Here is a 26086-nt window from a genome sequence, read left to right as displayed (position 1 = left end):
TCACGAAAGCGACGCGCGGCGGGCCGCGACGGGCACCGCGAGCAGCGAATCCCACGCGAAACGCGCGGTGACGCGCGTGCCGCGGCCGTTTTCCGGCGTGGCCGTCTCGAAGCCGCCGCCGAAGGCCTCGCAGCGGGCGCGCATGCCGGCGAGGCCGTAGCCGGTGCGGCGGCTGCGCGCGAAACCGGTCCCATCGTCGGCGACAATCAGTGACAGATGCGTGCCGTCGGTGACGATCCGTACGTCGACCGACGTCGCGCGGGCGTGCTTCGCGACGTTCGACAGCGCTTCCTGCGCGACGCGGAATATCGCGAGTGCGCTGGCGCCGGCGATCTGCGTGAGGCGCGCGTCGGCCGCACACACGAAGCTCGTGCGCAGGCCGGTGCGCGCCGCGTGCGTGTCGATCCACGACGACAGCGCGCCGATCATGCCCGCGTCGAGCGCCGGCGTGTCGCGTTCGTCGATCAGCCGGCGATTCGCGTCGGTGGCGGCGTCGAGCGCCTGCTGCGCCAGCTCCAGCGCGCGCAGGCAGCCGTCCGGCGCATCGGCCGGCAGCCACGTTTGAACGTTTGCGAGGGCGAAACGGGCAGCGGTCAATTCGGCGCCGAGCCCGTCGTGCAGCTCGCCGGCCAGATGGCGGCGGGCGGCTTCGTCGGCGGCGAGCAATTGGGCGGACAGGGCCGCGATCCGTGCGGCGGAGGCGTCGCGTCCGGACGCGGTGTCGGGAACGGGCGGAGTCGCGGCGCGGTTGGGCACGCGCTGCTGCGACGGGAACGGGGCGTGGGCGCCCGCGGGCGCGTTAAGCGACGTATCCATGACTCTCCCTGCTGTCAGAAAGCGGTTCAGACACCGGCTGGCTGCGTGAATCGGCTGCCGTTTCGATGACGGTCGCCGCCAGAGAATCGCTCCATGCCGAGGTAACAAAAGTTACACCTTGTAACACTTGCATCCGACCCTTCCACTCTCATTCGAACGACAACCACGCGCGCCGAATAATATCTCAAAATTTCCGAAAAGGTCATGTCGGGCGGACATTTAAGGGTAAATGTGAATAATCGGAATGAACCTGTTGTAGGAAAAACACTGACACCCGACGACCCGGCGATGACGTATCCAAATGTAACTATTTGAGATGAGATGGTCCCAGTTTGTTACGAATTCGCCAAGTGCGGACGAAAAAAAACCGGAGCTTTTGCTCCGGTTCTTGACGATGCGCAAATCTGGGGACTGATCAGTCCACGAACGCGCGCTCGATCACGTAGTGGCCCGGTGCGCTGTTCTTGCCTTCGACGAGGCCGGCCTGCTTCAGCAGGTCGGTCGTGTCCTTCAGCATCGCGGTGCTGCCGCACAGCATCACGCGGTCGTTTTCCGGCGAGAACGGCGGGACGTCGAGATCCGTGAACAGCTTGCCCGTCGCGATCAGGTCGGTGATCCGGCCCTCGTTGTCGAACGCTTCGCGCGTGACCGTCGGGTAGTAGACGAGCTTTTCCTTGATGATGTCGCCGAGGTACTCGTGGCCCGGCAGGTCGTGCTTGATGTAGTCCATGTACGCGAGCTCGCCCTTCAGGCGGCACGTGTGCGTCAGGATCACCTTGTCGAAGCGCTCGTAGATCTCCGGATCGCGGATGATCGACATGAACGGCGCGAGGCCCGTGCCCGTCGACAGCATCCACAGCGTCTTGCCCGGCAGCAGGTTGTCGGCGACCAGCGTGCCCGTCGGCTTCTTGCCGATCAGCACGGTGTCGCCCACCTTCAGGTGCTGCAGGCGCGACGTCAGCGGGCCGTTCTGCACCTTGATGCTGAAGAATTCGAGATGCTCTTCGTAGTTCGGGCTGACGATCGAGTAGGCGCGCGCGAGCGGCTTGCCGTCGACCTCGAGGCCGACCATCGTGAATTCGCCGTTGTTGAAGCGCAGGCTCGCCTCACGGGTGCAGGTGAAGCTGAACAGCGTGTCGGTCCAGTGATGGACGGATTGGACGGTGGCGGTGTCGTATTTGCTCATGGCTTTGAAAACGGACGCGCGTGGCGAACGCGTGTAACGGGCCCAAAAACGGGCAAAAAAACCGAGTGCGACGGCCCGATCCTGGATCGGCCGGCCGGCGCGTCGGACACGCGCCTTCTCGATGACAGACGTTTGAGGAACTCGTTATTTTACCCTGTTGACGCCGATCGCGGGCTTGACCCCCGCGGCTGCGCGGATTTGGCGCAACAAATGCTTGCAACGAGCTTTCAGCGATCGGCCGCGAGTTTCGCGCCGAGGCCGACGAGCGCGACGCCGCACAGCGCGTCGAGCGGGCGCCGCACGCGCCGGTAGCCGCGCTGCGCGCGCGGGCTCGCGAACAGGTACGCGACGCACGAATACCAGCCGGCCGACAGCACGCCGATCGTCACCAGCACCGCGCCGTCGAACCACAGCGGCACGTGCGCGGGCAGCATCGCCGCGAACACGCTGGTCCAGAACGCGCACGACTTCGGGTTCGTCAGGCACGTGAACAGGCCGCTGCGGTACGCGCGCAGGTAGTCGCGCGCCTGCGGCGCGGCCTGCGGCGCGGCGGCGTCCGGCGCGTCGACCGGCGCCGCGTCGCGGCGCACGCCCGCGCGCAGCAGTTTCAAGCCGAAATACACGAGATACACGGCGCCGCCGATCCGGATCGCCTCGTACAGCCATTCGACCTGGTGCAGCACGGCCGCGAGACCGAGCATCGCGAGCGTCGCCCACGCGACCGACGCGGTGCCGACGCCGAGCGCCGACGCGGCGCCCAGGCTGCGCCGGCCGGCGAGCGACAGTTGCGAAATCATGAAGAAATTCGGGCCGGGCGTGATCGCCGCGACGAGGTAGACGACGGCGATCTGCAGCAGGATCGGCAGGTAGGTCATGGCGGCGCGGCCCGGCGGCGGGGCGAGGGCGGAATGGGCAAGCCGTTACTGTAGCGCGCGCGGCGCGGCCGCGCTTCGGCGGCGCGCGAGCGGGCCGCTATTGCGGATCGAGCCGCAGGCGCGCGATGTACGGCAGGTGGTCGGACAGCCACGCGGCCTCGCCGGACGGCGCGCGCCATTCGAGCGGCGTCAGGCCGCGCACGAACATCTTGTCGAGCGCGAGCGCCGGCGAGAACGCGGGGAACGTGCGGCCCGATTCGCCGAGCAGCGTCGCGACCTCGGACATCCCGATCTCGCCGAACAGCGCGACCGAGTCGTTGCGCCAGTCGTTGAAGTCGCCGGCGAGCATCAGCGGGCCGTCGCCCGCGTTGCGCACGATCCAGTGCGCGATCCAGTGCATCTGGCGCAGCCGCGCGGCGCGCGTGAGCGCGAGGTGCGCGCACAGCAGCGTGACCGGGCGCGCGCCCGCGAGCGTCGCGCGCGCGACGAGCAGCCCGCGCCGCTCGAAGCGGTGCGCGGAGATGTCCCAGCGGCCGCCGAGGTCGAGCGGGTGCGGCGACAGGATCGCGTTGCCGTGCCGCCACGATGGCTTGAAGACGTTCGGCCCGAGCGCGATCTGCCAGTCGAGCGCATGCGCGATCTCGGTGGCCTGGCAATGCCACACGTCGTCGACCGCGTCGTCCATCTGCGCACCGAAGCCGGGCGCGAGCACGGGGCGCGGCATGCGGCGCGCCATCGCTTCCTGCAGGAAATACACGTCGGCGTGCGTCGACTGCATCCAGTTGCGCATCGCGTTCCACGCGGTGAAGCCGAGCGGCGAGCGGCCCTTGTGCAGGTTCCAGCTGACCGCGGTGATTTCGTCGGGCGCGGCGTGCGGTTCGGCGAACGGCAGGGACAGGGCGTCGGCGGACATGACGCTCAGTCCTTCGCGACGTGCGCACGCACGCGGTACACGAGGTGCGGATGCTGCTCGACGAGCGTCCAGTCGGTCCACGCATCGCCGCCGACCGACAGGCCGGGATGGCTCGCGACGATCTGCCGCGGCGACGCCGGTATGCACGGATCGCTGCGCGTCGCGTTTTCGTCGTCGAGTGTTTCCTGCACGTCGAGCGCGAGCGACACCGTGTTCGCACCGGCATCGACGGCGAGCGGCGCGACGGTGACCGAACGCGTGCGCTCGGCCGGCACGACGCGCGCGGCATTGCCGCAGCCGACCGGCACGGCGGACGGATAACGATGGGTATCCGTGCGGCTCTGACCGACGGTGGTGCGCTGCTGGAACGTGTCGATCGTCTGACCGTCGCGCACCACCTGGATCTCCCACGCGACGGAGGCCGGCGCGGGGCTTTGCGCATGGGCGGCGAGCGCGACGCTCGCAAGCAGGACGGCCAGGCCGTGTTTCAGCATGAAACGTCTCCGGAAACGCGCGATAACGGGGAACGGACGCACATCTTACGCCCGATCGATTTCGATCGTGATGTGACAGGACAGGCGGCGACAGGTTCGCCGCACGATGCGGTCCTGCCGGAAAGGTAGGGCCGCCGCACGCGTTTTCAAGCGAAGAAGCGCGCGAACTCGGCGACGGGCGCGCGCTCGGTGACGAGGCGGTTCTCGATCGCGTCGGGGTCCGCGTGGCCGAGCGACATCCCGCAGACGAACTGTTCGTTGGCGGGAATGCCGAGGTGCTCGGCGATGATCCGGTGAAACGGCACGAACGCGGCCTGCGGGCAGGTGTCGAGCCCGCGTGCGCGCGCGGCCGTCATCACGCCCTGCAGGAACATCCCGCAATCGAGCCACGCGCCGTGCGTCATCACGCGGTCGAGCGTGAAGAACAGCGCGACCGGCGCATCGAAGAAACGGAAGTTGCGCGCATGCTGCGCGTGCATGCGCGCCTTCTCGTCGCGGCCGATGTTCAACAGCCCGTACAGGTCCCAGCCGACCTTGCGGCGCCGGTCGACATACGGCGACACCCATTCGCGCGGGTAGTAGTCGTATTCGGCGACGTATTTCTCGTCGCGCGCGGGATCGTCGTGCGCCGCGGTCAGCGCGGCGGCGAGCGCATCGCGCGTGGCGCCCGTCGCGACGTACACGCGCCACGGCTGGATGTTGGTGCCCGACGGCGCGCGGCTCGCGGCTTCGAGGATCGCCTCGAGCGTGTCGCGCGGCACGGGCGTCGGCAGGAAGGCGCGGATCGCGCGGCGCGACGTGAGCGCCGCGTCGACGGCGTCGATCGCATCGGCATGAACGCGCGGGGAAGCAGTGGGGACGGACATCGGCATACCTTCGGGCCATCGGGCGACGCGCCGCGCGGGCGCCGTCGGCAACGCCGGCGCGGCGGGTGGGGGAACCGACGATCATACGCCGCGGCGCGCGGCCGTGCAGCGCGCGCGAGGTGTTAGCAGCAGACTCGCCCGGCTGCTTGCTTGCGCGGTGATGCGGGATCGCTACACTGAAATCGTAAGGGTCTGATGATCATGTGATGGCAAGTGCAGCGAGGTTGGTATGACGACGGCGATGGTGAAACATGAACTGGCGGTGGCCTCCTTCAGCACGGTGTACGACCTCGAGCAGGTCGAGACGGCGCTGAGCGACCTGAACGAGAGCGCGAGCGACGCACTGCGCGCCACTTACGAGCGGATGCTCAAGACGGGGAATCTGCGCTTCTGCGTGAAGCCGAACCGGATGCCGTCGTTCGATGAGCTCGGCGAAGCATTGCCGAATTTCGGCGAGCCGCTCGACGACGTGCGCAAGCAGGTCGCGCTGTGCCTCGAAACGGACGACCGGCTCGAACTGATGCCGATCCTGCTGCTCGGGCCGCCCGGGATCGGCAAGACGCATTTCGCGAAGGCGCTCGCGCACCTGCTCGGCACCGCGTACCACTACGTGCCGATGAGTTCGCTGACGGCCGGCTGGATCCTGTCGGGCGCGTCGTCGCAATGGAAGAACGCGAAGCCCGGCAAGGTGTTCGAGGCGCTCGTGAACGGCAGCTACGCGAACCCGGTGATCGCGGTCGACGAGATCGACAAGGCCGGCAGCGATGCGCAATACGATCCGCTCGGCGCGCTGTACGCGTTGCTCGAGCACGACACGGCGCGCGCGTTCGTCGACGAATTCGCGGAAGTGCCGATCAATGCGGGCAATGTGATCTGGATCGCGACCGCGAACGACGCGCAGGCGATTCCGGAGCCGCTGCTCAACCGGATGAACGTCTACGAGATCGCGCCGCCCGATGCGGCCGGCGCGCGCCGGATCGCGCAGACGATCTACGACGAGATCCGCACGTCGCATGCGTGGGGGCAGCGCTTCCCCGACACGCTCGGCGACGACGCGCTCGACGTGCTGGCCGCGACGCCGCCGCGCACGATGCGCCGCGCGCTGCTGCACGCCTTCGGCGCCGCACGGCTCGACGGCCGCGACGCGATCGGGCCGCACGACATCCGCGCGGACGAAGGCGCCCAGAAGCGCCGGCCGATCGGCTTCTGACGCGCTGGCGCGTGCACGGCCGCGGGGTGGGCGCGCTGCACGCGCCGCCGCTCCGCCGGCGGCCCCGTCGCGACGCGATGCAACCGGGTTCGGCAAGCGAATGAACCGGGACGTACAATTCTCTTCTCCCCCTTCGACGCGTTAGCGGCGCGAAATGTCATGGAGCAGATGGATTGTGTCGTGATCGGCGCGGGCGTCGTCGGTCTGGCGATCGCGCGGGAACTGGCCGCGCGCGGGCGTGAAACGATCGTACTCGAGGCGGCCGACGCGATCGGCACGGGCACGAGTTCGCGCAACAGCGAAGTGATCCACGCGGGGCTCTATTACGCGCGCGGGTCGCTGAAGGCGACGTCGTGCGTGCATGGCCGCGACATGCTGTACGAATTCTGCGAAACGCATCACGTGCCGCACCGGCGTGCGGGCAAGCTGCTCGTCGCGACGAGCGCCGCGCAGGTGAAGCAGCTGAAGGCGATCGCCGCGCGCGCGGTCGAAAACGGCGTGCTCGACCTGCTGCCGCTCACGCGTGCCGAGGCGCAGACGCTCGAGCCCGCGCTCGAATGCGTGGAGGCGCTGTTCTCGCCGTCGACGGGCATCGTCGACAGCCACCAGCTGATGCTCGCGCTGCTCGGCGACGCGCAGCGCGACGGCGCGATGTGCGCGTTGAAATCCCCGGTCGAATCGATCGACGTGCTGCGCGGCGGGCGCTTCGTCGTGCGCACGGGCGGCGACGCGCCGACCGAGATCGAGGCCGCATGCGTGATCAACAGCGCGGGGCTCGGCGCGCAGGCGCTCGCGCGCCGCACGCACGGGCTCGACCCGCGCTGGGTGCCGCCGCTCTATCTCGCGCGCGGCAATTACTTCAGCCTGTCGGGCCGCGCGCCGTTCTCGCACCTGATCTACCCGATGCCCGATCGCGCGGGGCTCGGCGTGCACCTGACGCTCGATCTCGGCGGGCAGGCGCGCTTCGGCCCGGACGTCGAGTGGTGCGATTCGCTGCGCTACGAAGTCGATCCGGCGCGCGCGGGCGCGTTCTACGCGTCGATTCGCGCGTTCTGGCCGGGCCTGCCCGACGGCGCGCTGCAGCCGGCGTACGCGGGCATCCGGCCGAAGCTCGCGGGGCCCGGCGAGCCGCCGGCCGATTTCATCGTGCAGGGCGCCGCGCAGCATGGCGTGCGCGGGCTCGTGAACCTGTTCGGCATCGAGTCGCCGGGGCTCACCGCGTCGCTCGCGCTCGCGCAGCGTGTGGGAGAGATGACCGCCCGCCGTTGACGCGGCGCGCGTGACGGCAGTGCGAAATCCCTTATCTCCGGAATTTCGGCGCGCACATTTATTCGCTTGAGCGTTATTCTGTCGAACGGCTGTCGCCAGAACAGCTTTCAAATCGATAACGTTGGAGCGAGTCCCCCATGAAAACATCCCGTCGGAGTTTCCTGATTACGAGCATTGGTGCCGTGTCCGCGCTGGCGCTGTCGCGCGAAGCGCTGGCCGATGCGCCGATGCTGTCGGAGACGGATCCGACCGCCGTGGCGCTCGGCTACAAGGCCGATGCCACCAAGGTCGACAAGACGAAGTACCCGAAATACGCCGCGGGCCAGGATTGCGCGGCCTGCATGCTGTACCAGGGCAAGAAGGGCTCGGCTTCGGGCCCGTGCGGCGCCTTCCCCGGCAAGCAGGTGTCGGCGAAGGGCTGGTGCAGCGCCTTCTCGAAGATGGGTTGAGGCCCGTGCGGCATCGTGCGATGCCGCATTGTGGCGAAAACCGCACAACGCCCGCCGTCGAACGATGGCGGGCGTTTTTTATTGCTTGAAAACGGTTCCGTCGCTTTCTACACTCGCTGCAAACCTGCGCGCCGCGGCCCACCCGCGCGACGCGCCGCCCGATACGGTGAATTCACGAGGACGACACACGCATGGCGACGATTGCGAATTCAACCAAAACGGTGCGGCCCGAGCGTGCGCTGAACCGCCGCGCGGTGGCCGCCGCCGTGATCGGCAACGCGCTCGAGTGGTACGACTTCACGGTGTTCGGCTTCATGACCGTCGTGATCGCCGAGCTGTTCTTCCCGACCTCCAGCGAATACTCGTCGCTGCTCCTCACCACCGCGACGTTCGGCGTCGCGTTCTTCATGCGCCCGATCGGCGGCATCGTGTTCGGGCTGTACGCGGATCGCGCGGGCCGCAAGGCCGCGCTGTCGCTCGTGATCCTGCTGATGACCGCCGGCATCTTCCTGCTCGCGATCGCGCCGCCCTATGCGGCGATCGGCATCGGCGGCCCGATCCTGATCGTGCTCGGCCGGCTGCTGCAGGGCTTTTCCGCGGGCGGCGAATTCGGCAGCGCGACGGCGCTGCTGATCGAAGCCGCGCCGTTCTCGAAACGCGGCTTCTACGGCAGCTGGCAGATGGCGAGCCAGGCGGCCGCGCTGCTGATCGGCGCGCTCGTCGGCGCGGCCGTCACGCGCGGGCTGTCGCACGACGCGCTGCGCAGCTGGGGCTGGCGCGTGCCGTTCGTCCTCGGGCTCCTGATCGGCCCGATCGGCTTCTACATCCGCCGCCATCTCGCCGATTCCGAGGCGTTCCTGCATGCGCAGCAGAGCGCGCGCCGCGCGACGCTCGGCGAAGTGTTCACGCGCCACCCGCGCGAGGTGCTGTGCGGGCTCGGCTCGGTGATCGCGCTGACGGTGACGATCTACGTGCTGATCAGCTATCTGCCGACCTTCGCGGTGAAACAGCTGAAGCTGCCGTACGCGGAATCGTTCTACGCGGTCATCGTCGGCAACCTGCTGCTGATGGTGTTGTCGCCGGTCGCGGGCGCATGGTCCGACCGCATCGGCCGCAAGGGGCTGTCGCTGTGGTCGCTGGTGCTGACGCTCGCGCTGATGTATCCGCTGTTCGCGTGGCTCGACGCGGCGCCGAGCATCGGGCGGCTGATCGCGGTGCAGGCCGTGCTGTCGGTGACGCTCGCGGGCTACTACGGGCCGTTCGGCGCGATGATCGCCGAGCTGTTCCCGGCCAACGTGCGCTCGACCGGGCTGTCGATCGCATACAACGTCGCGGTGATGCTGTTCGGCGGCTTCGGGCAGTTCATCGTCACGTGGCTGATCAAGGTCACGGGCACGCCGCTCGCGCCGACCTACTACGTGATGGCCGGCATCGCGCTGTCGATCGTCGCGGTCGCGTTCGTGCCCGCGCGCAGCGCCGACCTCGATGCGCCGGCGTGATCGCATGACGGATCGAGGACGGTCATCGGATCGTTTCGCAAAACGCAATGATGGACGGGTGGCAAAACGATGAAAACAGCCGCCGCCCCCACGCGTTCGCGCCCGAATTGTTTAGTTGTCGAACGAAACTTGCGCCGGATGAACGGATCTGCCGTTCGCGCGCGTTCTCGCATTTCCCGCGGGGGCGAAACATCGGCAAAAACCCGCGCAAGGGCGTCGAGAAGAGTTTTTTCTCCAGCTTGTTGCAGCATCGCTAGCTCAAGTAATATCCGCGTACGCCGGACCCTGGCGGGAACGGTTCCGATCTGGAGACCTGGAGGAAACATGGAATACAACCGTCTGTTGCACACCCTGCGTGTTACAGCCATTGCAGGCGTGGCAGCGGCATCGCTCGGCGTCGCGGGCTCTGCATTCGCACAGATCCCGAACAAAACGCTCGTCTACTGCTCAGAAGGCAGCCCGGCGGGTTTCGATTCCGCGCAATTCACGACCGGCGTCGATTTCACCGCCGCCACGTTCACCGTCTACAACCGTCTCGTCGAATTCGAGCGCGGCGGCACGAAGGTCGAGCCGGGCCTTGCCGAGAAGTGGGACGTGTCGTCCGACGGCAAGGTGTATACGTTCCATCTGCGCCACGGCGTGAAGTTCCACACGACCGACTTCTTCAAGCCGACGCGCGAATTCAACGCGGACGACGTGCTGTTCACGTTCGAGCGCATGCTCGATCCGAACCAGGCGTTCCGCAAGGCGTACCCGGTGTCGTTCCCGTACTTCACCGACATGGGCCTCGACAAGCTGATCACGAAGGTCGAGAAGGTCGATCCGTACACCGTGAAGTTCACGCTGGCCGAGCCGAATGCGCCGTTCATCCAGAACATGGCGATGGAATTCGCATCGATCCTGTCGGCCGAATACGGCGACCAGCTGATGAAGGCCGGCAAGGCCGCCGACATCAACCAGAAGCCGATCGGCACGGGCCCGTTCATCTTCCGCAGCTACACGAAGGACGCGACGATCCGTTTCGACGGCAATCCTGATTACTGGAAGAAGGGCGAAGTGAAGCTGTCGAAGCTGATCTTCTCGATCACGCCGGATCCGGGCGTGCGAGTGCAGAAGATCAAGCGCAACGAATGCCAGGTGATGAGCTATCCGCGTCCGGCCGACATTGCGACGCTGAAGGCCGACGCGAACGTCGACATGCCGTCGCAGGCGGGCTTCAACCTCGGCTACCTCGCGTACAACGTCGAGCACAAGCCGGTCGACAAGCTCGAAGTGCGTCAGGCGCTCGACATGGCGATCAACAAGAAGGCGATCCTCGAGTCCGTCTACCAGGGCGCCGGCCAGGCCGCGACCGCGCCGATGCCGCCGACCCAATGGTCGTACGACAAGAACCTGAAGATGGCCGCCTACGACACCGCGAAGGCGAAGGCGCTGCTCGCGAAGGCAGGCTTCCCGAACGGTTTCGAGATCACGCTGTGGGCGATGCCCGTGCAGCGCGCGTACAACCCGAACGCCCGCCTGATGGCCGAGATGATCCAGGCCGACTGGGCGAAGATCGGCGTGAAGGCGAAGATCGTCACGTACGAGTGGGGCGAGTACATCAAGCGCGCGCACACGGGCGAGCAGGATACGATGCTGATCGGCTGGACGGGCGACAACGGCGATCCGGACAACTGGCTCGGCACGCTGCTCGGCTGCGAGGCGATCAAGGGCAACAACTTCTCGCACTGGTGCTACAAGCCGTTCGACGAGCTGGTCCAGAAGGGCCGCACGACGACGGGCCAGGACGCCCGGACGAAGCTCTACACGCAGGCCCAGCAGATCTTCGCGCAACAGCTGCCGTTCTCGCCGATCGCGAACTCGACGGTCTACCAGCCGGTGCGCAAGAACGTGGTCGACATGCGTATCGAACCGCTCGGCTATGCCCGCTTCGACGGTGTTAGCGTGAAGTAACGCGCCTGTCGTAAGCTGTCGCGAAGACCGGCTAACTCATCCGGCGGCGGGAGGCCAAAAGCTTCCCGTCGCCGGTCGCACATTTCCCACAAGAAAATACGAGACGCATCATGTTCAGATTCGTGTTGCGCCGCGTGGGCATGGTGATCCCGACCTTCATCGGCATTACCATCCTGGCGTTTGCGCTGATTCACCTGATACCGGGCGACCCCATCGAAGTGATGATGGGCGAGCGTGGCGTCGATCCCGCGATGCATGCGGAGGCGATGAAACGCCTCGGGCTCGACCAGCCGCTGCCCATGCAGTACATCCACTACATCGGCCGGGCGCTGCATGGCGACCTCGGCACCTCGATCATCACCAACACGAGCGTCGCGGGCGAATTCTTCGCGCGCTTCCCGGCGACCGTCGAGCTGTCGCTGTGCGCGCTCGTGTTCGCGCTCGCGGTCGGGCTGCCGGCCGGCGTGATCGCCGCGCTGCGGCGCGGCTCGGTGATCGACCACGGCGTGATGGGGACCGCGCTCACCGGTTACTCGATGCCGATCTTCTGGTGGGGGCTGATCCTCATCATGGTCTTTTCGTCGTACCTCGGCTGGACGCCCGTGTCGGGGCGCATCGCCGTCGAATACGATTTCCCGCATCCGACGGGCTTCATGCTGATCGACGCGCTGCTCGCGCCGGACGAAGGCTCGTTCAAGTCGGCGGTCAGCCACCTGATCCTGCCCGCGATCGTGCTCGGCACGATCCCGCTCGCGGTGATCGCGCGGATGACGCGCTCGTCGATGCTCGAAGTGCTGCGCGAGGATTACATCCGCACCGCACGCGCGAAGGGGCTGTCGCCCGTGCGCGTGGTCGTCGTGCATGCGCTGCGCAACGCGCTGATCCCGGTCGTCACCGTGATCGGCCTGCAGATCGGCACGCTGCTCGCGGGCGCGGTGCTGACCGAGACGCTCTTTTCGTGGCCCGGTGTCGGCAAGTGGCTGATCGATGCGATCGGCCGCCGCGACTATCCGGTCGTCCAGGGCGGCATCCTGTTGATCGCGACGCTCGTGATCGTCGTGAACCTGGTCGTCGACCTGCTGTACGGCGTGCTGAATCCGCGCATCCGCCACACGAGGTAATTCCATGAGCAATCTGCAAAATACCCTGCCGACCGAATCCGCGCCGGCCGGCGGCCGTGCGCTCGCGCTGCGCGAGTTCTGGGCCAACTTCTCGCGCAACCGCGGCGCCGTCGGCGCCGGCATCGTCGTGATCGTGCTGATCCTCGTCGCGCTGCTCGCGCCGCTGATCGCGCCGCACAGCCCGGTCGAACAATACCGCGACTACGTGAAGATCCCGCCCGCGTGGCTCGCCGGCGGCAACTGGCAATTCATCCTCGGCACCGACGAAGCGGGCCGCGACATCCTTTCGCGGCTGATGTTCGGCGCGCGGATGTCGTTCTGGATCGGCTTCGTGTCGGTCGTGCTCGCACTGATCCCGGGCATCGTGCTCGGGCTCGTCGCCGCGTTCTTCCAGAAGTGGGCCGACACGCCCGTGATGCGCATCATGGACGTGCTGCTCGCGCTGCCGTCGCTGCTGCTCGCGGTCGCGGTCGTCGCGATCATCGGCCCGGGCCTCACCAACACGATGTTCGCGATCGCGATCGTCGCGCTGCCGGCCTACGTGCGCCTCACGCGCGCATCGGCGCTCGGCGAGCTGCAGAAGGAATACGTGACGGCGTCGCGCGTGGCCGGTGCCGGCACGCTGCGCCTGATGTTCTCGCAGGTGCTGCCCAACTGCACGGCGCCGCTGATCGTGCAGGCGACGCTCGGCTTCTCGTCGGCGATCCTCGACGCGGCCGCGCTCGGCTTCCTCGGCCTCGGCGTGCAGCCGCCGACCGCCGAGTGGGGCGCGATGCTGGCCTCCGCGCGCGACTACATCGACAACGCGTGGTGGATCGTGACGATGCCGGGCCTGTCGATCCTGATTTCGGTGCTCGCGATCAACCTGCTCGGCGACGGGCTGCGCGACGCGCTCGATCCCAAACTGAAACGGATGGCATGACCATGAGCACTCTTCTGACCATCCGCAATCTCGCGGTGAATTTCAACGGCCTGCCTGCCGTCGACCGGATCAACCTGTCGATCGCGCCGGGCGAGGTGGTGGGCGTCGTCGGCGAATCGGGCTCGGGCAAGAGCGTGACGATGATGGCGCTGATGGGCCTGATCGACGCGCCGGGCAAGGTGACGGCCGACGAGGTCACGTTCAACGGCGTCGACCTGCTGAAGGCGTCGCCGAAGGCGCGCCGCAAGATCGTCGGCAAGGACATCGCGATGGTGTTCCAGGACGCGCTGACGAGCCTGAACCCGAGCTACACGGTCGGCTACCAGATCAAGGAGGTGCTGAAGCTGCACGAAGGGCTGCGCGGCGACGCGCTGAACCGGCGCGCGCTCGAACTGCTCGACCAGGTCGGCATTCCCGACGCGAAGAACCGCATCGCGTCGTTCCCGCACCAGATGTCGGGCGGGATGAACCAGCGCGTGATGATCGCGATGGCCGTCGCATGCAACCCGAAGCTCCTGATCGCCGACGAGCCGACCACCGCGCTCGACGTGACGATCCAGGCGCAGATCATGGATCTGCTCGTGAAGCTGCAGAAGGAGCGCGGGATGGCGCTCGTGCTGATCTCGCACGACCTGGCCGTGGTGTCGGAGGTCGCGCAGCGCGTCGCGGTGATGTACGCGGGCGAGATCATCGAGACCAACAGCGTGCCCGACATCTTCCGTGCGCCGCATCATCCGTACACCGAAGCGCTGCTCGCCGCGATTCCCGAGCACAATCAGGGGGCGCGTCGCCTTGCCGCATTGCCGGGCATGGTGCCGGGCCGCGATGATCGCCCGTCCGGGTGCCTGTTCGCGCCGCGCTGCAAGTACGTCGTCGACGATTGCCGCAAGGCGCGGCCGGCGCTCGACACGCTGGTGCCGGGCAACGATGCGATGCGCGCGCGCTGCATCAAGCCGCTCAATGTTTCCAACCTCGACCTGACGGGAGGCGCACGATGAATGCAGTCCAAGATACGCGCCACGCGTCGCCCGACGAGGACGTCCTGGTGGCCGACGGCCTCGCGAAGCACTATTCGGTGAAGCGCGGGATGTTCGGGCAGGGCACGGTGAAGGCGCTGAACGGCGTGTCGTTCTCGCTGAAACGCGGCAAGACGCTCGCCGTCGTCGGCGAGTCGGGCTGCGGGAAGTCGACGCTCGCGCGCCAGCTCACGATGATCGAGACGCCCACGTCGGGCAGCCTGACGATCGACGGCAAGAATGTCGCCGGCGCGAGCCGCGACACGATCGCCGAGCTGCGCCGCCGCGTGCAGATGGTGTTCCAGAACCCGTTCGCATCGCTGAATCCGCGCAAGACCGTCGAGCAGACGCTGTCCGAGCCGCTCGAGATCAACGCGAACCTGACGGCTGCCGAGCGTGCCGCACGCATCGCGCAGATCATGCGCACGGTCGGCCTGCGGCCCGAACACGCGAAGCGCTATCCGCACATGTTCTCGGGCGGCCAGCGCCAGCGTGTCGCGATCGCGCGCGCGATGATCCTCGATCCGCGCATCGTCGTCGCCGACGAGCCGGTGTCCGCGCTCGACGTGTCGATCCAGGCGCAGATCCTGAACCTGTTCATGGACCTGCAGGAGCAGTTCAAGACGAGCTACGTGTTCATCTCGCACAACCTGTCGGTGGTCGAGCACGTCGCGGACGACGTGATGGTGATGTACTTCGGCAGCGTCGCCGAGCTCGGCGACAAGGCGACGATCTACGCGCGGCCGCGCCACCCGTACACGCGGGCGCTGATGTCGGCGACGCCGGCGATCTTCGAGGAAGACCGCCGCGTGCAGATCAAGCTGCAGGGCGAACTGCCGTCGCCGCTCAATCCGCCGTCGGGCTGCGCGTTCCACCAGCGCTGCCCGTATGCGGTCGAGCGGTGCCGCGCGGAGGAGCCGAAGCTGCGCGAGGTCGACGGCCGGCAGGTGGCCTGCCATCGCGCCGAGGAGGTAGGGGAGGCGAATGCCTGAAGCGTTGGCGGCGCGCGTGTCCGGCGTGCGCCGTGCGGGGGCAAGCGGGGCGCGCGTGATGCGCGCGTACCGCGACGCGCGGCGCTGGAGCGTGCGTACCGTCACGGGCGCGGCGCTGGCCGGCGCGTGCGTGGCGGCCAGCCTCGTGGTTCCCGTCGAATCCGCGCGCGCCGAAGGGCGCGCGCCGGCCACGTCACCGATCCATCCGTCGCAAGTCCCGCCGCCCGGCATGAGCCTGCCGGGCTTCCACGCGCCGTCCGTATCGGACGGCACGGTGTCGCGCGGCACCGTGCGCGTGCAGCCCGCGCGCATGCCGTTCTACGTCGCGACCAAGGGTAACGTCACGCTGTACGTGCTCGGCACGCTGCATACCGGCGACCCGTCCGATTACCCGAGCGCGCAGCCGTTCCGGCCGCGCATCCTGGCGGCGCTCGCCGCGTCGCCGACGCTTGCGCTCGAACTGTCGCCCGACGATCTGCTCGAATCGCAGGACGACGTGTCGAAGTACGGCGTGTGCCGCTACCCGTGCCTGCAACGCCTGCTGCCCGAGCCGTTGTGGCAGCGGCTCGCGGCACGCCTGCGCGGCAACCCGGCCGCGCTCGCCGAGATCCGCAAGATGCGGCCGTGGCTCGCGGCGCTCGTCGTCGAGACCTACGATTCGCTGTCGGCCGGCCTGCAGACCGAATACGGCACCGAGGCCCAGCTGCAGAACGTGTTCCTGAAGAAGAAGGGCGGCCGCGTGATCGGGCTCGAGACGCTCGCCGAACAGATGCGCGCGTTCACCGGGCTGACGCTGGCCGAGCAGCGCGAGATGCTCGCGCAGGACATGGTGCAGACACCCGCGCAGAACGCCGACGACATCAAGGCGCTGCACCGGCTGTGGCGAATTGGAGACGCCGACGCGCTCTCCGCGTGGGCCGTCGCGAAGAGCGAGCGGCTCGCGCGTTCGAAGGTGCTGTCGGCGTCGATCGACAACAAGATCGTGTACGAGCGCAACCGGCGCTTCGTTGCACGGATGACTGCAATCGCCGCGCCGAACCGGCCGCTGTTCGTCGCGATCGGCGCGCTGCATCTGGGCGGCCCGCGCGGCGTGCTCGAATTGTTGCGTCAACAAGGTTACAGGGTCGACGCGAACTGATCGCCGCCGTCGCGCCCGAACCGATCCTCCCCTGTTTGATCGACGTCGTTCGGGCCACGTCAAACGCTTGTTTGTACACGCGATTCGATAAGGAAAACCCTCGATTCGTCGGAAAATAGCGTTTCAAACGATTGACATCCCGTTCCGCCAATATCTATTCTTCGATCCACAAGTTGAAAAATTGAAAAGAATAGAAAAAGTTCTACGGGGTAGCAGAAAACAAAGCGCGGGGTGAGCGCGTTGCCGGCACGTGGTGCACACGTGTCGGCCGCGGAAGTGTCTGCATGTACGGCGGGGCCAATCATCGTCGGACAACAACAATACATGCAGGCCGACTTGCGGATAAGCGACGCTCCGTCGTCTGACCGGGGAAGGCAGTGATCGGGCGGCGGCGGACGTTTTTTAATCCGGAATATTTTTCCGGTCCCGTCGAAAGACGGTTTCGGGGGGCGAATCGACAGACGGCGAAGCCGCAGCGATTGCGCCAACGGAAAAGCGCCACGAGGGCGCTTTTTTCTTTTGGGCGGCCGAGATGACGATGCGCGTTACGCGCCTTCGTCGGCCTGCAGCGCGCCGGGGGCCACCACGTCGACGCCGGCGGCCTCCAGCGCCGCGCGAATCCGTTTCGCGAACGCCAGCGCATGCGGCCCGTCGCCGTGCAGGCAGACGGTCTGCGCGTTGAGCGGCACCCATTCGCCGCTCAAGGCACGCACCTGCCGGTTGCGCACCATGTCGAGCGTGCGCGCGAGCACCGCGTCCTCATCGTCGATCAACGCGCCGGGCTGGCTGCGCGGCACGAGCGAGCCGTCCGCGCGGTAGCCGCGGTCGGCGAACACTTCTTCCACCGCGGCGAGCCCCGCATGCCGCGCGGCCGCGACGAACACGCTGTTCGCGAGCCCGAACACCGCGAGCGACGGATCGAAGTCGTGGATCGCGGACACCACCGCATCGGCGATCATCGGGTCGCGCGCGGCCTGGTTGTACAGCGCGCCGTGCGGTTTCACGTGCGCGATGCGCCCGCCTTCGGCCTGCGCGATCGCCGACAGCGCGCCGAGCTGGTACAGCACGCCCGCGTAGATGTCGCCGGCCGGCAGCTGCATTTCCTTGCGGCCGAAATTCTCCGGATCGTGAAAGCTCGGGTGCGCGCCGATCGACACGCCTTTCTGCACGGCCCAGCGCACGCAGTCGCGCATCGCGTTCGCGCCGCCCGCATGCCAGCCGCATGCGATGTTCGCCGACGTGACGAGGTCGAGCAGCGCCTCGTCGGATCCGCATCCTTCGCCGAGATCGGCATTCAGATCGATTTCCATGATGTTCCTCGTCCACTGATGGCGTGGCGCGTCTTTCGTTACTGCTTCCGCCAGGGTCACGCTGCGCGCGATTGGGCGCGGCGGCGCGCTTCTTCTCGCATGTCGATCGCCACGTCGATCTGCCGCAGATAGGCACGTTCCGCGGCGAGGGCGGCGCGCGCGGCGTCGGGGGTCGTGCGCACGAAGCGGATCGGCAGGTTGAGCCGCGCCTGTGCGAGTTTCCACAGATCGGCGCGGATCACCGTGCCGATCTTCGGGTAGCCGCCGGTGGTCTGCGCGTCGTGCATCAGCACGATCGGCTGGCCGTTCGGCGGCACCTGGATCGTACCGGGCAGCACCGCGTGCGACAGCAGCTCGACCGGCTGCTCGCGCACGAGCTCGGCGCCCGCGAGGCGATAGCCCATCCGGTTGCTGTTCGCGGTGACGAGCCATTCCTCGTCCCAGAACGCCTGCTGCGAATCGGCCGCGAACGAGGCGTAGTCGGGGCCCGGCAGCACGCGCACGGGCATCGCCCACGGCGCATGCGCGGGGCGGTGGCGGCGCGGCGGCTCGTCGACGCGCACGAAGGCGCACCACGCGGGCGCCTTCACGCCGAATTCGGGCGCATCGGCCGCGAGGCAGCCCGCGCCGGCCGGCGGCACGCCGACCGGGAGCCGGTCGCCGTCGCGCAGCGTGCGGCCGCCGAGGCCGCCGAAGCGCGACGCGAGATCGGTGCTGCGCGAGCCGAGCATCGGCAGCACGTCGATGCCGCCCGCGATGCACAGATAGCCGCGCATCCCGCGTTTCGCGGCCGGCAGCACGAGCGTCTGGCCGGCCTCGACCGGCAGGCTCCACCACGAATACACGCGCCGGCCGTCGAGCGTCGCGCCGAATTCGGTGCCGGTGATCGCGATGCGCGTCGCGCGCGGGAAGCGGAACGCGGCGGGGCCGATCGTGATCTCGACGGCCGCCGCATCGGGGCGGTTGCCGACGAGCCGGTTGCCGACCTCGAGCGCGAGGCCGTCGAGCGCGCCGCCCTGCGCGACGCCGAGGTGGCGTGCGCCGCGGCGCCCGAGATCCTGCACGGTCGACAGCGGGCCGGCGCGCAACACCTCGATGGTGCCCGGTGCGTTGCTCTGGGTCATGACGCGTCGACTCCCGCAATGGTGAAGCGCACGCGATCGCCGGGCAGCAGCAGCGTCGGCTGCGGCCGCGCCGGATCGAACAGCACCTGCGACGTGCGGCCGATCAGCTGCCAGCCGCCGGGCGACGTGGCCGGGTAGATGCCCGTCTGCGCGCCGCCGATGCCGACCGAGCCGGCCGGCACCTCGAGGCGCGGCGCCGCGCGGCGCGGCGTGTGCAGCGATGCGTCGAGGCCGCCGAGATACGCGAAGCCCGGCTGGAAGCCGACGAAGAACACGACGTATTCGCCGGCCGCGTGGCGGGCGACGACCTCGTCGGCCGGCAGGCCCGTGTGCGCGGCGACGGCCGCCAGGTCAGGGCCGGCGGCCCCGCCGTACTCGACCGGGATCTCGACCTCGCGGCCGTCCGCGTGCTCGACGTCGGCCGTCTCCCACGCGTCGCGCAGCGCGGGCGTGAGCGATTCGGCCGTCGCGGCGAGCGCGTCGAACACGATGGTCAGGTTGTTCATGCCGGGCACGACGTCGATCACGTCGGGCCACGCGCGCGCGGCCTCGGCAACGGCCCAGACGCGGCGCTGGCAATCGAGCGTGGCGGGCGGCGGCACCTCGCAGACGAGGGCGGCATCGCCGAGCGGATAAATGCGGGGTTGCGTCATCGGGCTGGCACGGTTCGGACGGCAATGTTAGCGCACATTGTCAATAAGATATCGATAAGTTACCAATAAGCGTTTTCGCCTAGCCCGTATACAGCGGCTTCTGGCGTACACTCGGCACACCCTGACATCCTGCTTGCGCCGCCTTTCCATGAAGCGTCATCCGACCAAGATCGTGTCATCCGAACACCTCGTTTCCGATTCGAGCGCGGAGCTGTCGGAGCTCGAATACGGGCTCATCATGGCCGGCAACGCATTCAACCGCTGGATGGTGCGCTGCATGTCGGCGGCCGGCGCGAAGGACATGACGGCGGTCGAGGTGTCGCTGCTGCATCACGTCAGCCATCGCGAACGCAAGAAGAAGCTCGCCGACATCTGCTTCGTGCTCAATATCGAGGATACGCACGTCGCGACCTATGCGCTGAAAAAACTGATCGCGCGCGGCTATGTGAAGAGCGAGAAGAGCGGCAAGGAAGCCTTTTTCTTCGCGACCGACGCGGGCCGCGAGCTGTGCCTGAAATACCGCGAGGTGCGCGAGCACTGCCTGATCGAGACGCTGAAGGACAGCGGGCTCACCAACGAGCAGATCGGCGACGCGGCGCAGTTGTTGCGCCACGCGTCGGGCCTCTACGACACGGCCGCGCGCGCGGCGGCGTCGCTGTAAACGATTGCCCGAGCGGTTGCGCGCGGCGTTGCGCTGACGGGCCGGCGTCGACGATCGCGGCGCCGCGCGCCGCGTCATCCGGCGGCCGGGTAGAGCGCGCCGTCGGTCACGATCCAGCGCAGCGCGAGATCGTGCGCTTCGGCCGGCAGCGCGTCGACGCGGCACGCTTCATAGGCGATGCCGACCGTCACGGGCGGCGCGTCGCCCGGCCACGCGGCGAGCGTGCGGTCGTAGTAGCCGCCGCCGTAGCCGAGCCGGTAGCGCTCCGGATCGAATCCCACACAGGGAATCAGCAACAGGTCGGGCACGACGACGATTCCCGACGCCGGTTCCGGAATCCGGTGATGACCTTCGCGCATCGGCGTGTGCGCATCCCATGCATGGAACGCGAGCGGCGCATGACGCGCGCCGATCACCGGCAACGCGGCGCGCCGGCCGGCGCCCGCCGCGCACCAGGCGAGCACCGCGTCGCGCGCATCGAATTCCCCGGGCAGCGGCCAGTAGAAGCCGACCGTGCGCGGCGCCAGACGGTCGAGCAGCAAACGCAGGCGGGCGTCGAGCGCGGCGTTCGCGGCGGGCTGCGACGCGGCGTCGCGACGCGCGCCGGACAGCGTTTTGCGCAGCGCAACCTTCGGGTTCGGCACAGGGTTGCGTGCTATGCTTTCGCTCACTTCGTGCTCCATTCAAATCGATGTCGAACAGCCTTTTCCGAGTATATCGCGCGGTCGCGCTGACGCTTTCGGCCGCCGCGCTCGTCGCCGGTACGGCCGCGTGCGCCGCACCGAACGACGACACGGTCGCCGGGGATGACCAGATCTTCGTACAGCTTCGCGAAGCCGCACGCCGCAACGACGCCGCGAAAGCCGCGCAGCTCGCGTCGATGATCCCGAACTATCCGGTCCCGTCCTACGTCGAGTATTTCCAGATCAAGCCGCAGCTGTTCGATTCGACGGGACGCGCGCGCGTCGATGCGCCGGACGCGCCCGTGCAGTCGTTCCTGCAGCGCTACGACGGCCAGGCGATCGCCGACCGCCTGCGCAACGATTACCTGCTCGTGCTCGGCGCGCGCCACGACTGGCGCAACTTCGACGACCAGTACAAGCGCTTCGTGCTCGACGACGACACGCAGGTCAAGTGCTACGCGCTCGAATCGCGCGCGGCGCGCGGCGAGAACGTCGCCGACGCGGCGCGGGCGCTGCTCGTCGAGCCGAAGAACTACGGCGACGCGTGCGTCGACCTGATCACCGCGCTCACCGTCAACCAGCAGTTCACGAGCGACGACGTGTGGCAGCAGGCGCGCCTCGCCTACGAGCAGAACTACACGACGCTCGGCGGCAAGATCGTCGACGCGCTCGGCCCGCGCCCGGTCGGTTTCGACCAGGCGACAAGCGCGCCGCCGCTGTACCTCGCGCGCGGCGTCGGCGCCGACGCGACGTCGCACCAGCTCGCGCTGATCGCACTCGGCCGCATGGCGCGCAACGATCCGGACGCCGCCGCGGGGATGCTGACGACGGTCGCGCCGTCGCTGACCAAGCAGGAACAGGCGATCGCGTGGGGCGCGATCGGCTACCAGGGCGCGATCAAGCGTTCGCCGCTCGCGTCGGTCTGGTACGCGAAATCCACGAACGCGCCGCTGTCGAATCCGGGCTACGAATGGCGCACGCGCGCCGCGCTGCTCGCCGGCAACTGGCCGATGGTGCGCTGGTCGATCGAGCAGATGCCGCCGTCGCTGCGCAACGATCCGGCGTGGATCTACTGGCATGCGCGCGCGCTCAAGCAGAGCGGCGACACGCTGCAGGCGAACCAGGAATTCGAGCAGGTCGCCGGGCAGTTCAACTTCTACGGGCAGCTCGCCGGCGAAGAGCTCGGCCAGCGCACGTCGATCCCGCCGCGCACCAAGGTGAGCGACGCCGAGATCGACGCGATGGGCAAGATTCCGGGCTTCGCGCTCGCGCAGCGCTTCTACGCGCTGAACCTGCGCCTCGAAGGCAATCGCGAATGGAACTGGCCGCTGCGCGGGATGACCGATCGCCAGCTGCTCGCGGCCGCCGAATACGGCAAGCGCGTCGAGCTGCTCGACCGCACGGTCAACACGGCCGACCGCACGAAGGCCGAGCACGACTTCACGCTGCGCTACCCGTCGCCGTACCGCAACATCGTCGAGCGCTATGCGCAATCGACGGGCCTCGACGTCGAATGGGCGTACGGGCTGATCCGCCAGGAATCGCGCTTCATCATCAGCGCGCGTTCGTCGGTGGGCGCGGGCGGCCTGATGCAGCTGATGCCCGCGACGGCCCAGATGGTCGCGAAGAAGCTCGGCATGGGCACGATCACGCGTGCGCAGATGCACGACATCGATACCAATATCCAGCTCGGCACCTGGTATCTGGCGGACATCTACAACAACTTCGACAGCTCGCCGGTGCTCGCCACCGCCGGCTACAACGCGGGCCCGGGCCGGCCGCGCCAGTGGCGCCAGGTGTTGACGCAGCCGGTCGAAGGCGCGATCTTCGCGGAGACGATTCCGTTCAACGAGACGCGCGACTACGTGAAGAACGTGCTGTCGAATACCGTCTACTACGCGGCGCTCTTCGAGGGCAAACCGCAGTCGTTGAAGAAACGTCTAGGCATGATCTCGCCCTGATACGCAATCTTCACACTGCCGCGCGAGACGCGGCAGTGCTCTTTTGAGGTTCCGAACATGGATCGCCAGACCGTCGCGCTGCTGGGCGGCACCGGCTTCATCGGCAGCCGGCTCGTCAATGCGCTGATCGACGCCGGCAAGCAGGTACGGATAGGCACGCGCCGGCGCGACCACGCGCGCCACCTCCAGATGCTGCCGGTCGAGATCGTCGAGCTCGACGCCCTCGACACGCGCACGCTCGCGCGCTTCGTCGCCGGCGCGCACGCGGCGATCAACCTGGTCGGCGTGCTGCATGGCGGCCGCGGCACGCCGTACGGGCCCGGTTTCGAGCGCGCGCACGTCGCGCTGCCGGCCGCGCTCGCGAGCGCCTGCACCGAGGTCGGCGTGCGGCGCCTGCTGCACATGAGCGCGCTCGGCGCCGATTCGCGCGGCCCGAGCATGTACCAGCGCTCGAAGGGCGACGGCGAAGCCGCGCTGCATGCGGTCGCGGCGACCGATTCGCTCGCGCTGACGATCTTCCGCCCGTCGGTCGTGTTCGGCCCCGGCGACGCGTTCCTCAACACGTTCGCGAACCTGCAGCGCACGGTGCCCGTGCTGCCGCTCGCGATGCCCGATGCGCGCTTCCAGCCGGTGTTCGTCGGCGACGTCGTGCGCGCGTTCGTCAACACCCTCGATCTCGCGGCCGCGCACGGCAAGACCTACGAACTCGGCGGGCCGACCGTCTATACGCTCGAGCAGCTGGTGCGCTATTGCGGCACGCTGGTCGGCCGGCAGGCACGCATCGTGCGGCTGCCCGACGCGCTCGCGCGGCTGCAGGCGCGCGTGTTCGAATGCCTGCCCGGCGAGCCCGTGATCACACGCGACAACCTCGCGTCGATGTCGGTGCCGAACGTGCTGTCCGGCCCGCTCGCGCCGGAACTCGGGATCTCGCCCGCGAGTCTCGAAAGCATCGCGCCCGCGTATCTCGGCGAAGCGACGAAGCGCTCGCGCTTCGACTGGTTCCGCTCGCGCCGCTAGCGCGCTGCGCGGGGCGCGGACGTTCAGCCCCTTTCCGTTTCCTTTTTGCGTTGTCCGGAAAACCGTCATGAAACTCGTCATTGGTGACAAGAACTACTCGTCGTGGTCGATGCGCCCGTGGGTGCTGCTTACGCATTTCGGCATCCCGTTCGACGAGATCGCGGTCGAGTTGCGCCGCGACGACACCGCCGCGCGCATCCTCGAGTATTCGCCGTCCGGCAAGGTGCCGTGCCTCGTCGACGATCACGGCGTCGCGATCTGGGATTCGCTCGCGATCGCCGAGACGCTCGCCGAGCGCTATCCGCAGTTGCCGATGTGGCCGGCCGACCCGCTCGAGCGGGCGCATGCGCGCTGCGTGTCGGCCGAGATGCACGCGGGCTTCGCGGCGCTGCGCACGCAGATGGGCATGAACGTGCGCGCGTCGATGCCGGGGCGCGGCGCGACGCCGGATGCGCTCGCCGACGTCGCGCGCATCGATGCGCTGTGGAGCGCGTGCCTCGAGGCGTCGGGCGGGCCGTTCCTGTTCGGCGAATTCGGGATCGCCGATGCGATGTACGCGCCGGTGGTGATGCGCTTCAACACGTATGCGCCGGGCCTGTCGCCGGAAGCGGCCGGCTACGCGGCGCGCGTGACGGCGCTGCCGGCCGTGCAGCGCTGGATCGACGCCGCGCGCCGCGAAACGACCGTGATCACCGAATACGAGCCGACGCCATGAATATCTACGCAGTAGGCGGAGCGATCCGCGACGAATTGCTCGGCGTGCCCGTGCAGGACCGCGACTACGTGGTGGTGGGCGCGACGCCCGAGCAGATGGCCGCGCAGGGGTTCCGGCCGGTCGGCAAGGATTTCCCGGTGTTCCTGCATCCGCAGACGCAGGAGGAGTACGCGCTGGCGCGCACCGAGCGCAAGACGGCGGCCGGCTATCACGGCTTCCAGTTCCACTACGCGCCGGACGTGACGCTCGACGAGGATCTCGCGCGGCGCGACCTGACGATCAACGCGATGGCGCGCGAGGTGAGCCCGGAAGGCGGGCTGGTCGGGCCCGTGATCGATCCGTTCGACGGGCAGGCCGACCTGCGGGCGCGCGTGTTCCGGCACGTGAGCGACGCATTCGTCGAGGATCCGGTGCGGATCCTGCGCATTGCGCGCTTTGCCGCACGGTTCGCGGATTTCACGGTGGCGGACGAAACGCTCGCGCTGATGCGCCGGATGGTCGACGCGGGGGAGGTCGACGCGCTCGTGCCCGAACGCGTATGGCAGGAAATCGCGCGCGGGCTGATGGAGGCGAAGCCGTCGCGGATGTTCGCGGTGCTGCGCGAGTGCGGCGCGCTCGTGCGCATCCTGCCCGAGGTCGACGCGCTGTGGGGCGTGCCGCAGCGGGCCGACTACCACCCGGAAGTCGATACCGGCGTGCACGTGATGATGGTGGTCGACTATGCGGCGAAGCAGCGCTATTCGCTGCCGGTGCGCTTCGCGGCGCTCACGCACGATCTCGGCAAGGCGACGACGCCCGCCGACGTGCTGCCGCGCCACGTCGGCCACGAAGGCCGCAGCGTCGACCTGCTCAAGCCGTTGTGCGAGCGGCTGCGCGTGCCGAACGAGTGCCGCGATCTCGCGCTGGTGGTCGCGCGCGAGCACGGCAACCTGCATCGCGTGATGGAGATGGGCGCGGCCGCGCTGGTGCGGCTGTTCGAGCGCAGCGATGCGCTGCGCAAGCCCGCGCGTTTCGCCGAGATGCTGCAGGCGTGCGAATCGGATGCGCGCGGGCGGCTCGGGCTCGAGACGCAGCCGTATCCGCAGGCCGAGCGGTTGCGTGTCGCGCTCGCGGCGGCGCGCAGCGTCGATGCCGGCGCGATCGCGCGCGGCATCGGCAACGACGCGGAGAAGATCAAGGATGCCGTGCATCGCGCGCGGATCCAGGCCGTCGCGCAAGCGCTCGAGATCGGCGAATAAGGGCG

The 26086-nt window shown here is 68.2% G+C and carries 26 protein-coding genes; 15 read left to right on the top strand and 11 right to left on the bottom strand.

Annotated features, from left to right (window positions below; genetic code table 11):
- The 6 genes from rqpS to HWX00_RS28985 form a co-directional block, all read right to left on the bottom strand.
- A complete protein-coding gene (gene rqpS, locus HWX00_RS29010; protein WP_069707093.1) occupies positions 1-816 on the bottom strand; it encodes a quorum system sensor histidine kinase RqpS in 816 nt (271 codons plus the stop codon).
- A 415-nt stretch (positions 817-1231) separates the two neighbouring features.
- Positions 1232-2002: a ferredoxin--NADP reductase gene (locus tag HWX00_RS29005; RefSeq protein WP_034190283.1), complete on the bottom strand. Its 771-nt coding sequence runs from the start codon at positions 2000-2002 to the stop codon at positions 1232-1234.
- Positions 2003-2229: 227 nt separating this feature from the next.
- Positions 2230-2877 carry a LysE family translocator gene (locus HWX00_RS29000; protein WP_175029087.1) on the bottom strand — a complete coding sequence of 216 codons (648 nt, stop codon included), beginning with the start codon at positions 2875-2877 and terminating at the stop codon, positions 2230-2232.
- 97 nt (positions 2878-2974) lie between these two features.
- On the bottom strand, positions 2975-3790 hold the full coding sequence (locus HWX00_RS28995) for an endonuclease/exonuclease/phosphatase family protein (RefSeq protein ID WP_034190285.1): 816 nt from the start codon (positions 3788-3790) through the stop codon (positions 2975-2977).
- A 5-nt stretch (positions 3791-3795) separates the two neighbouring features.
- Positions 3796-4284: a hypothetical protein gene (locus HWX00_RS28990; RefSeq protein ID WP_059561530.1), complete on the bottom strand. Its 489-nt coding sequence runs from the start codon at positions 4282-4284 to the stop codon at positions 3796-3798.
- Positions 4285-4430: 146 nt separating this feature from the next.
- Complete coding sequence (locus HWX00_RS28985) at positions 4431-5150, bottom strand: nitroreductase (protein ID WP_034190342.1); 720 nt, start codon at positions 5148-5150, stop codon at positions 4431-4433.
- 229 nt (positions 5151-5379) lie between these two features.
- On the opposite strand from HWX00_RS28985, the gene HWX00_RS28980 reads away from it, so the two are divergent.
- The 4 genes from HWX00_RS28980 to HWX00_RS28965 all read left to right on the top strand — a co-directional run bounded on the left by HWX00_RS28980 (position 5380) and on the right by HWX00_RS28965 (position 9577).
- Positions 5380-6360 carry an AAA family ATPase gene (locus tag HWX00_RS28980; protein WP_034190287.1) on the top strand — a complete coding sequence of 327 codons (981 nt, stop codon included), beginning with the start codon at positions 5380-5382 and terminating at the stop codon, positions 6358-6360.
- A 159-nt stretch (positions 6361-6519) separates the two neighbouring features.
- Positions 6520-7629, top strand: a complete 1110-nt coding sequence (locus tag HWX00_RS28975; RefSeq protein ID WP_034190288.1) for an NAD(P)/FAD-dependent oxidoreductase — start codon at positions 6520-6522, stop codon at positions 7627-7629.
- Between the two features lie 137 nt (positions 7630-7766).
- Positions 7767-8078, top strand: coding sequence for a high-potential iron-sulfur protein (locus tag HWX00_RS28970; RefSeq protein ID WP_021163765.1), 312 nt, complete (start codon positions 7767-7769; stop codon positions 8076-8078).
- Between the two features lie 191 nt (positions 8079-8269).
- Positions 8270-9577, top strand: a complete 1308-nt coding sequence (locus tag HWX00_RS28965; RefSeq protein ID WP_034190289.1) for an MFS transporter — start codon at positions 8270-8272, stop codon at positions 9575-9577.
- Here the strand turns inward: HWX00_RS28965 and HWX00_RS28960 are convergent.
- Positions 9493-9828 carry a hypothetical protein gene (locus tag HWX00_RS28960; RefSeq protein WP_175029088.1) on the bottom strand — a complete coding sequence of 112 codons (336 nt, stop codon included), beginning with the start codon at positions 9826-9828 and terminating at the stop codon, positions 9493-9495. The two genes, HWX00_RS28965 and HWX00_RS28960, sit on opposite strands and share 85 nt — an antisense overlap.
- Positions 9829-9901: 73 nt before the next feature.
- Between HWX00_RS28960 and HWX00_RS28955 the strand changes: the two genes are divergently transcribed.
- From HWX00_RS28955 to HWX00_RS28930, 6 genes are all read left to right on the top strand, one after another.
- On the top strand, positions 9902-11530 hold the full coding sequence (locus HWX00_RS28955) for an ABC transporter substrate-binding protein (RefSeq protein WP_034190290.1): 1629 nt from the start codon (positions 9902-9904) through the stop codon (positions 11528-11530).
- Positions 11531-11640: 110 nt separating this feature from the next.
- Positions 11641-12651: an ABC transporter permease subunit gene (locus HWX00_RS28950; RefSeq protein WP_034190291.1), complete on the top strand. Its 1011-nt coding sequence runs from the start codon at positions 11641-11643 to the stop codon at positions 12649-12651.
- Between the two features lie 4 nt (positions 12652-12655).
- Positions 12656-13573: an ABC transporter permease subunit gene (locus HWX00_RS28945; RefSeq protein ID WP_034190292.1), complete on the top strand. Its 918-nt coding sequence runs from the start codon at positions 12656-12658 to the stop codon at positions 13571-13573.
- A gap of 2 nt (positions 13574-13575) precedes the next feature.
- Positions 13576-14571: an ABC transporter ATP-binding protein gene (locus tag HWX00_RS28940; RefSeq protein WP_175029089.1), complete on the top strand. Its 996-nt coding sequence runs from the start codon at positions 13576-13578 to the stop codon at positions 14569-14571.
- On the top strand, positions 14568-15581 hold the full coding sequence (locus tag HWX00_RS28935; protein WP_034190294.1) for a peptide ABC transporter ATP-binding protein: 1014 nt from the start codon (positions 14568-14570) through the stop codon (positions 15579-15581). The genes HWX00_RS28940 and HWX00_RS28935 overlap by 4 nt, the downstream gene beginning before the upstream one ends.
- The gene (locus HWX00_RS28930; protein ID WP_175029090.1) at positions 15574-16719 is read left to right on the top strand and encodes a TraB/GumN family protein; all 1146 of its coding nucleotides are present in this window, start codon (positions 15574-15576) and stop codon (positions 16717-16719) included. The genes HWX00_RS28935 and HWX00_RS28930 overlap by 8 nt, the downstream gene beginning before the upstream one ends.
- A gap of 545 nt (positions 16720-17264) precedes the next feature.
- Here the strand turns inward: HWX00_RS28930 and pxpA are convergent.
- The 3 genes from pxpA to pxpB are packed head-to-tail and all read right to left on the bottom strand — an operon-like array spanning position 17265 to position 19806.
- On the bottom strand, positions 17265-18029 hold the full coding sequence (gene pxpA / locus HWX00_RS28925) for a 5-oxoprolinase subunit PxpA (protein ID WP_034190296.1): 765 nt from the start codon (positions 18027-18029) through the stop codon (positions 17265-17267).
- 56 nt (positions 18030-18085) lie between these two features.
- The gene (locus HWX00_RS28920) at positions 18086-19153 is read right to left on the bottom strand and encodes a 5-oxoprolinase subunit C family protein (protein WP_069707089.1); all 1068 of its coding nucleotides are present in this window, start codon (positions 19151-19153) and stop codon (positions 18086-18088) included.
- Positions 19150-19806 carry a 5-oxoprolinase subunit PxpB gene (pxpB, locus tag HWX00_RS28915; protein WP_059561538.1) on the bottom strand — a complete coding sequence of 219 codons (657 nt, stop codon included), beginning with the start codon at positions 19804-19806 and terminating at the stop codon, positions 19150-19152. Before pxpB ends, HWX00_RS28920 begins: the two co-directional genes overlap by 4 nt.
- A 148-nt stretch (positions 19807-19954) precedes the next feature.
- On the opposite strand from pxpB, the gene HWX00_RS28910 reads away from it, so the two are divergent.
- Positions 19955-20467, top strand: coding sequence for a winged helix DNA-binding protein (locus tag HWX00_RS28910; RefSeq protein ID WP_034190299.1), 513 nt, complete (start codon positions 19955-19957; stop codon positions 20465-20467).
- 74 nt (positions 20468-20541) lie between these two features.
- On the opposite strand, the gene HWX00_RS28905 is transcribed toward HWX00_RS28910, so the two are convergent.
- Positions 20542-21150, bottom strand: coding sequence for a 5-formyltetrahydrofolate cyclo-ligase (locus HWX00_RS28905; RefSeq protein ID WP_051701040.1), 609 nt, complete (start codon positions 21148-21150; stop codon positions 20542-20544).
- An 8-nt stretch (positions 21151-21158) separates the two neighbouring features.
- Here HWX00_RS28905 and HWX00_RS28900 point away from each other — a divergent pair, with 8 nt between their 5' ends.
- From HWX00_RS28900 to HWX00_RS28885, 4 genes are all read left to right on the top strand, one after another.
- A complete protein-coding gene (locus HWX00_RS28900) occupies positions 21159-23111 on the top strand; it encodes a lytic transglycosylase domain-containing protein (RefSeq protein ID WP_124670511.1) in 1953 nt (650 codons plus the stop codon).
- A gap of 57 nt (positions 23112-23168) precedes the next feature.
- Entirely contained in the window at positions 23169-24128 is a 960-nt protein-coding gene (locus HWX00_RS28895) for a complex I NDUFA9 subunit family protein (protein WP_034190301.1), read from the top strand.
- 67 nt (positions 24129-24195) lie between these two features.
- Positions 24196-24843: a glutathione S-transferase family protein gene (locus tag HWX00_RS28890; RefSeq protein ID WP_175029340.1), complete on the top strand. Its 648-nt coding sequence runs from the start codon at positions 24196-24198 to the stop codon at positions 24841-24843.
- Positions 24840-26081 carry a multifunctional CCA addition/repair protein gene (locus HWX00_RS28885; protein ID WP_034190303.1) on the top strand — a complete coding sequence of 414 codons (1242 nt, stop codon included), beginning with the start codon at positions 24840-24842 and terminating at the stop codon, positions 26079-26081. The genes HWX00_RS28890 and HWX00_RS28885 overlap by 4 nt, the downstream gene beginning before the upstream one ends.
- Positions 26082-26086: the final 5 nt, after the last annotated feature.

The sequence above is a fragment of the Burkholderia seminalis DSM 23518 genome, assembly GCF_902832885.1.
Lineage (GTDB): Bacteria > Pseudomonadota > Gammaproteobacteria > Burkholderiales > Burkholderiaceae > Burkholderia > Burkholderia seminalis.
Note: the sequence above shows the minus strand (reverse complement) of the source record. Positions and strands in the feature narration are given on the sequence as shown.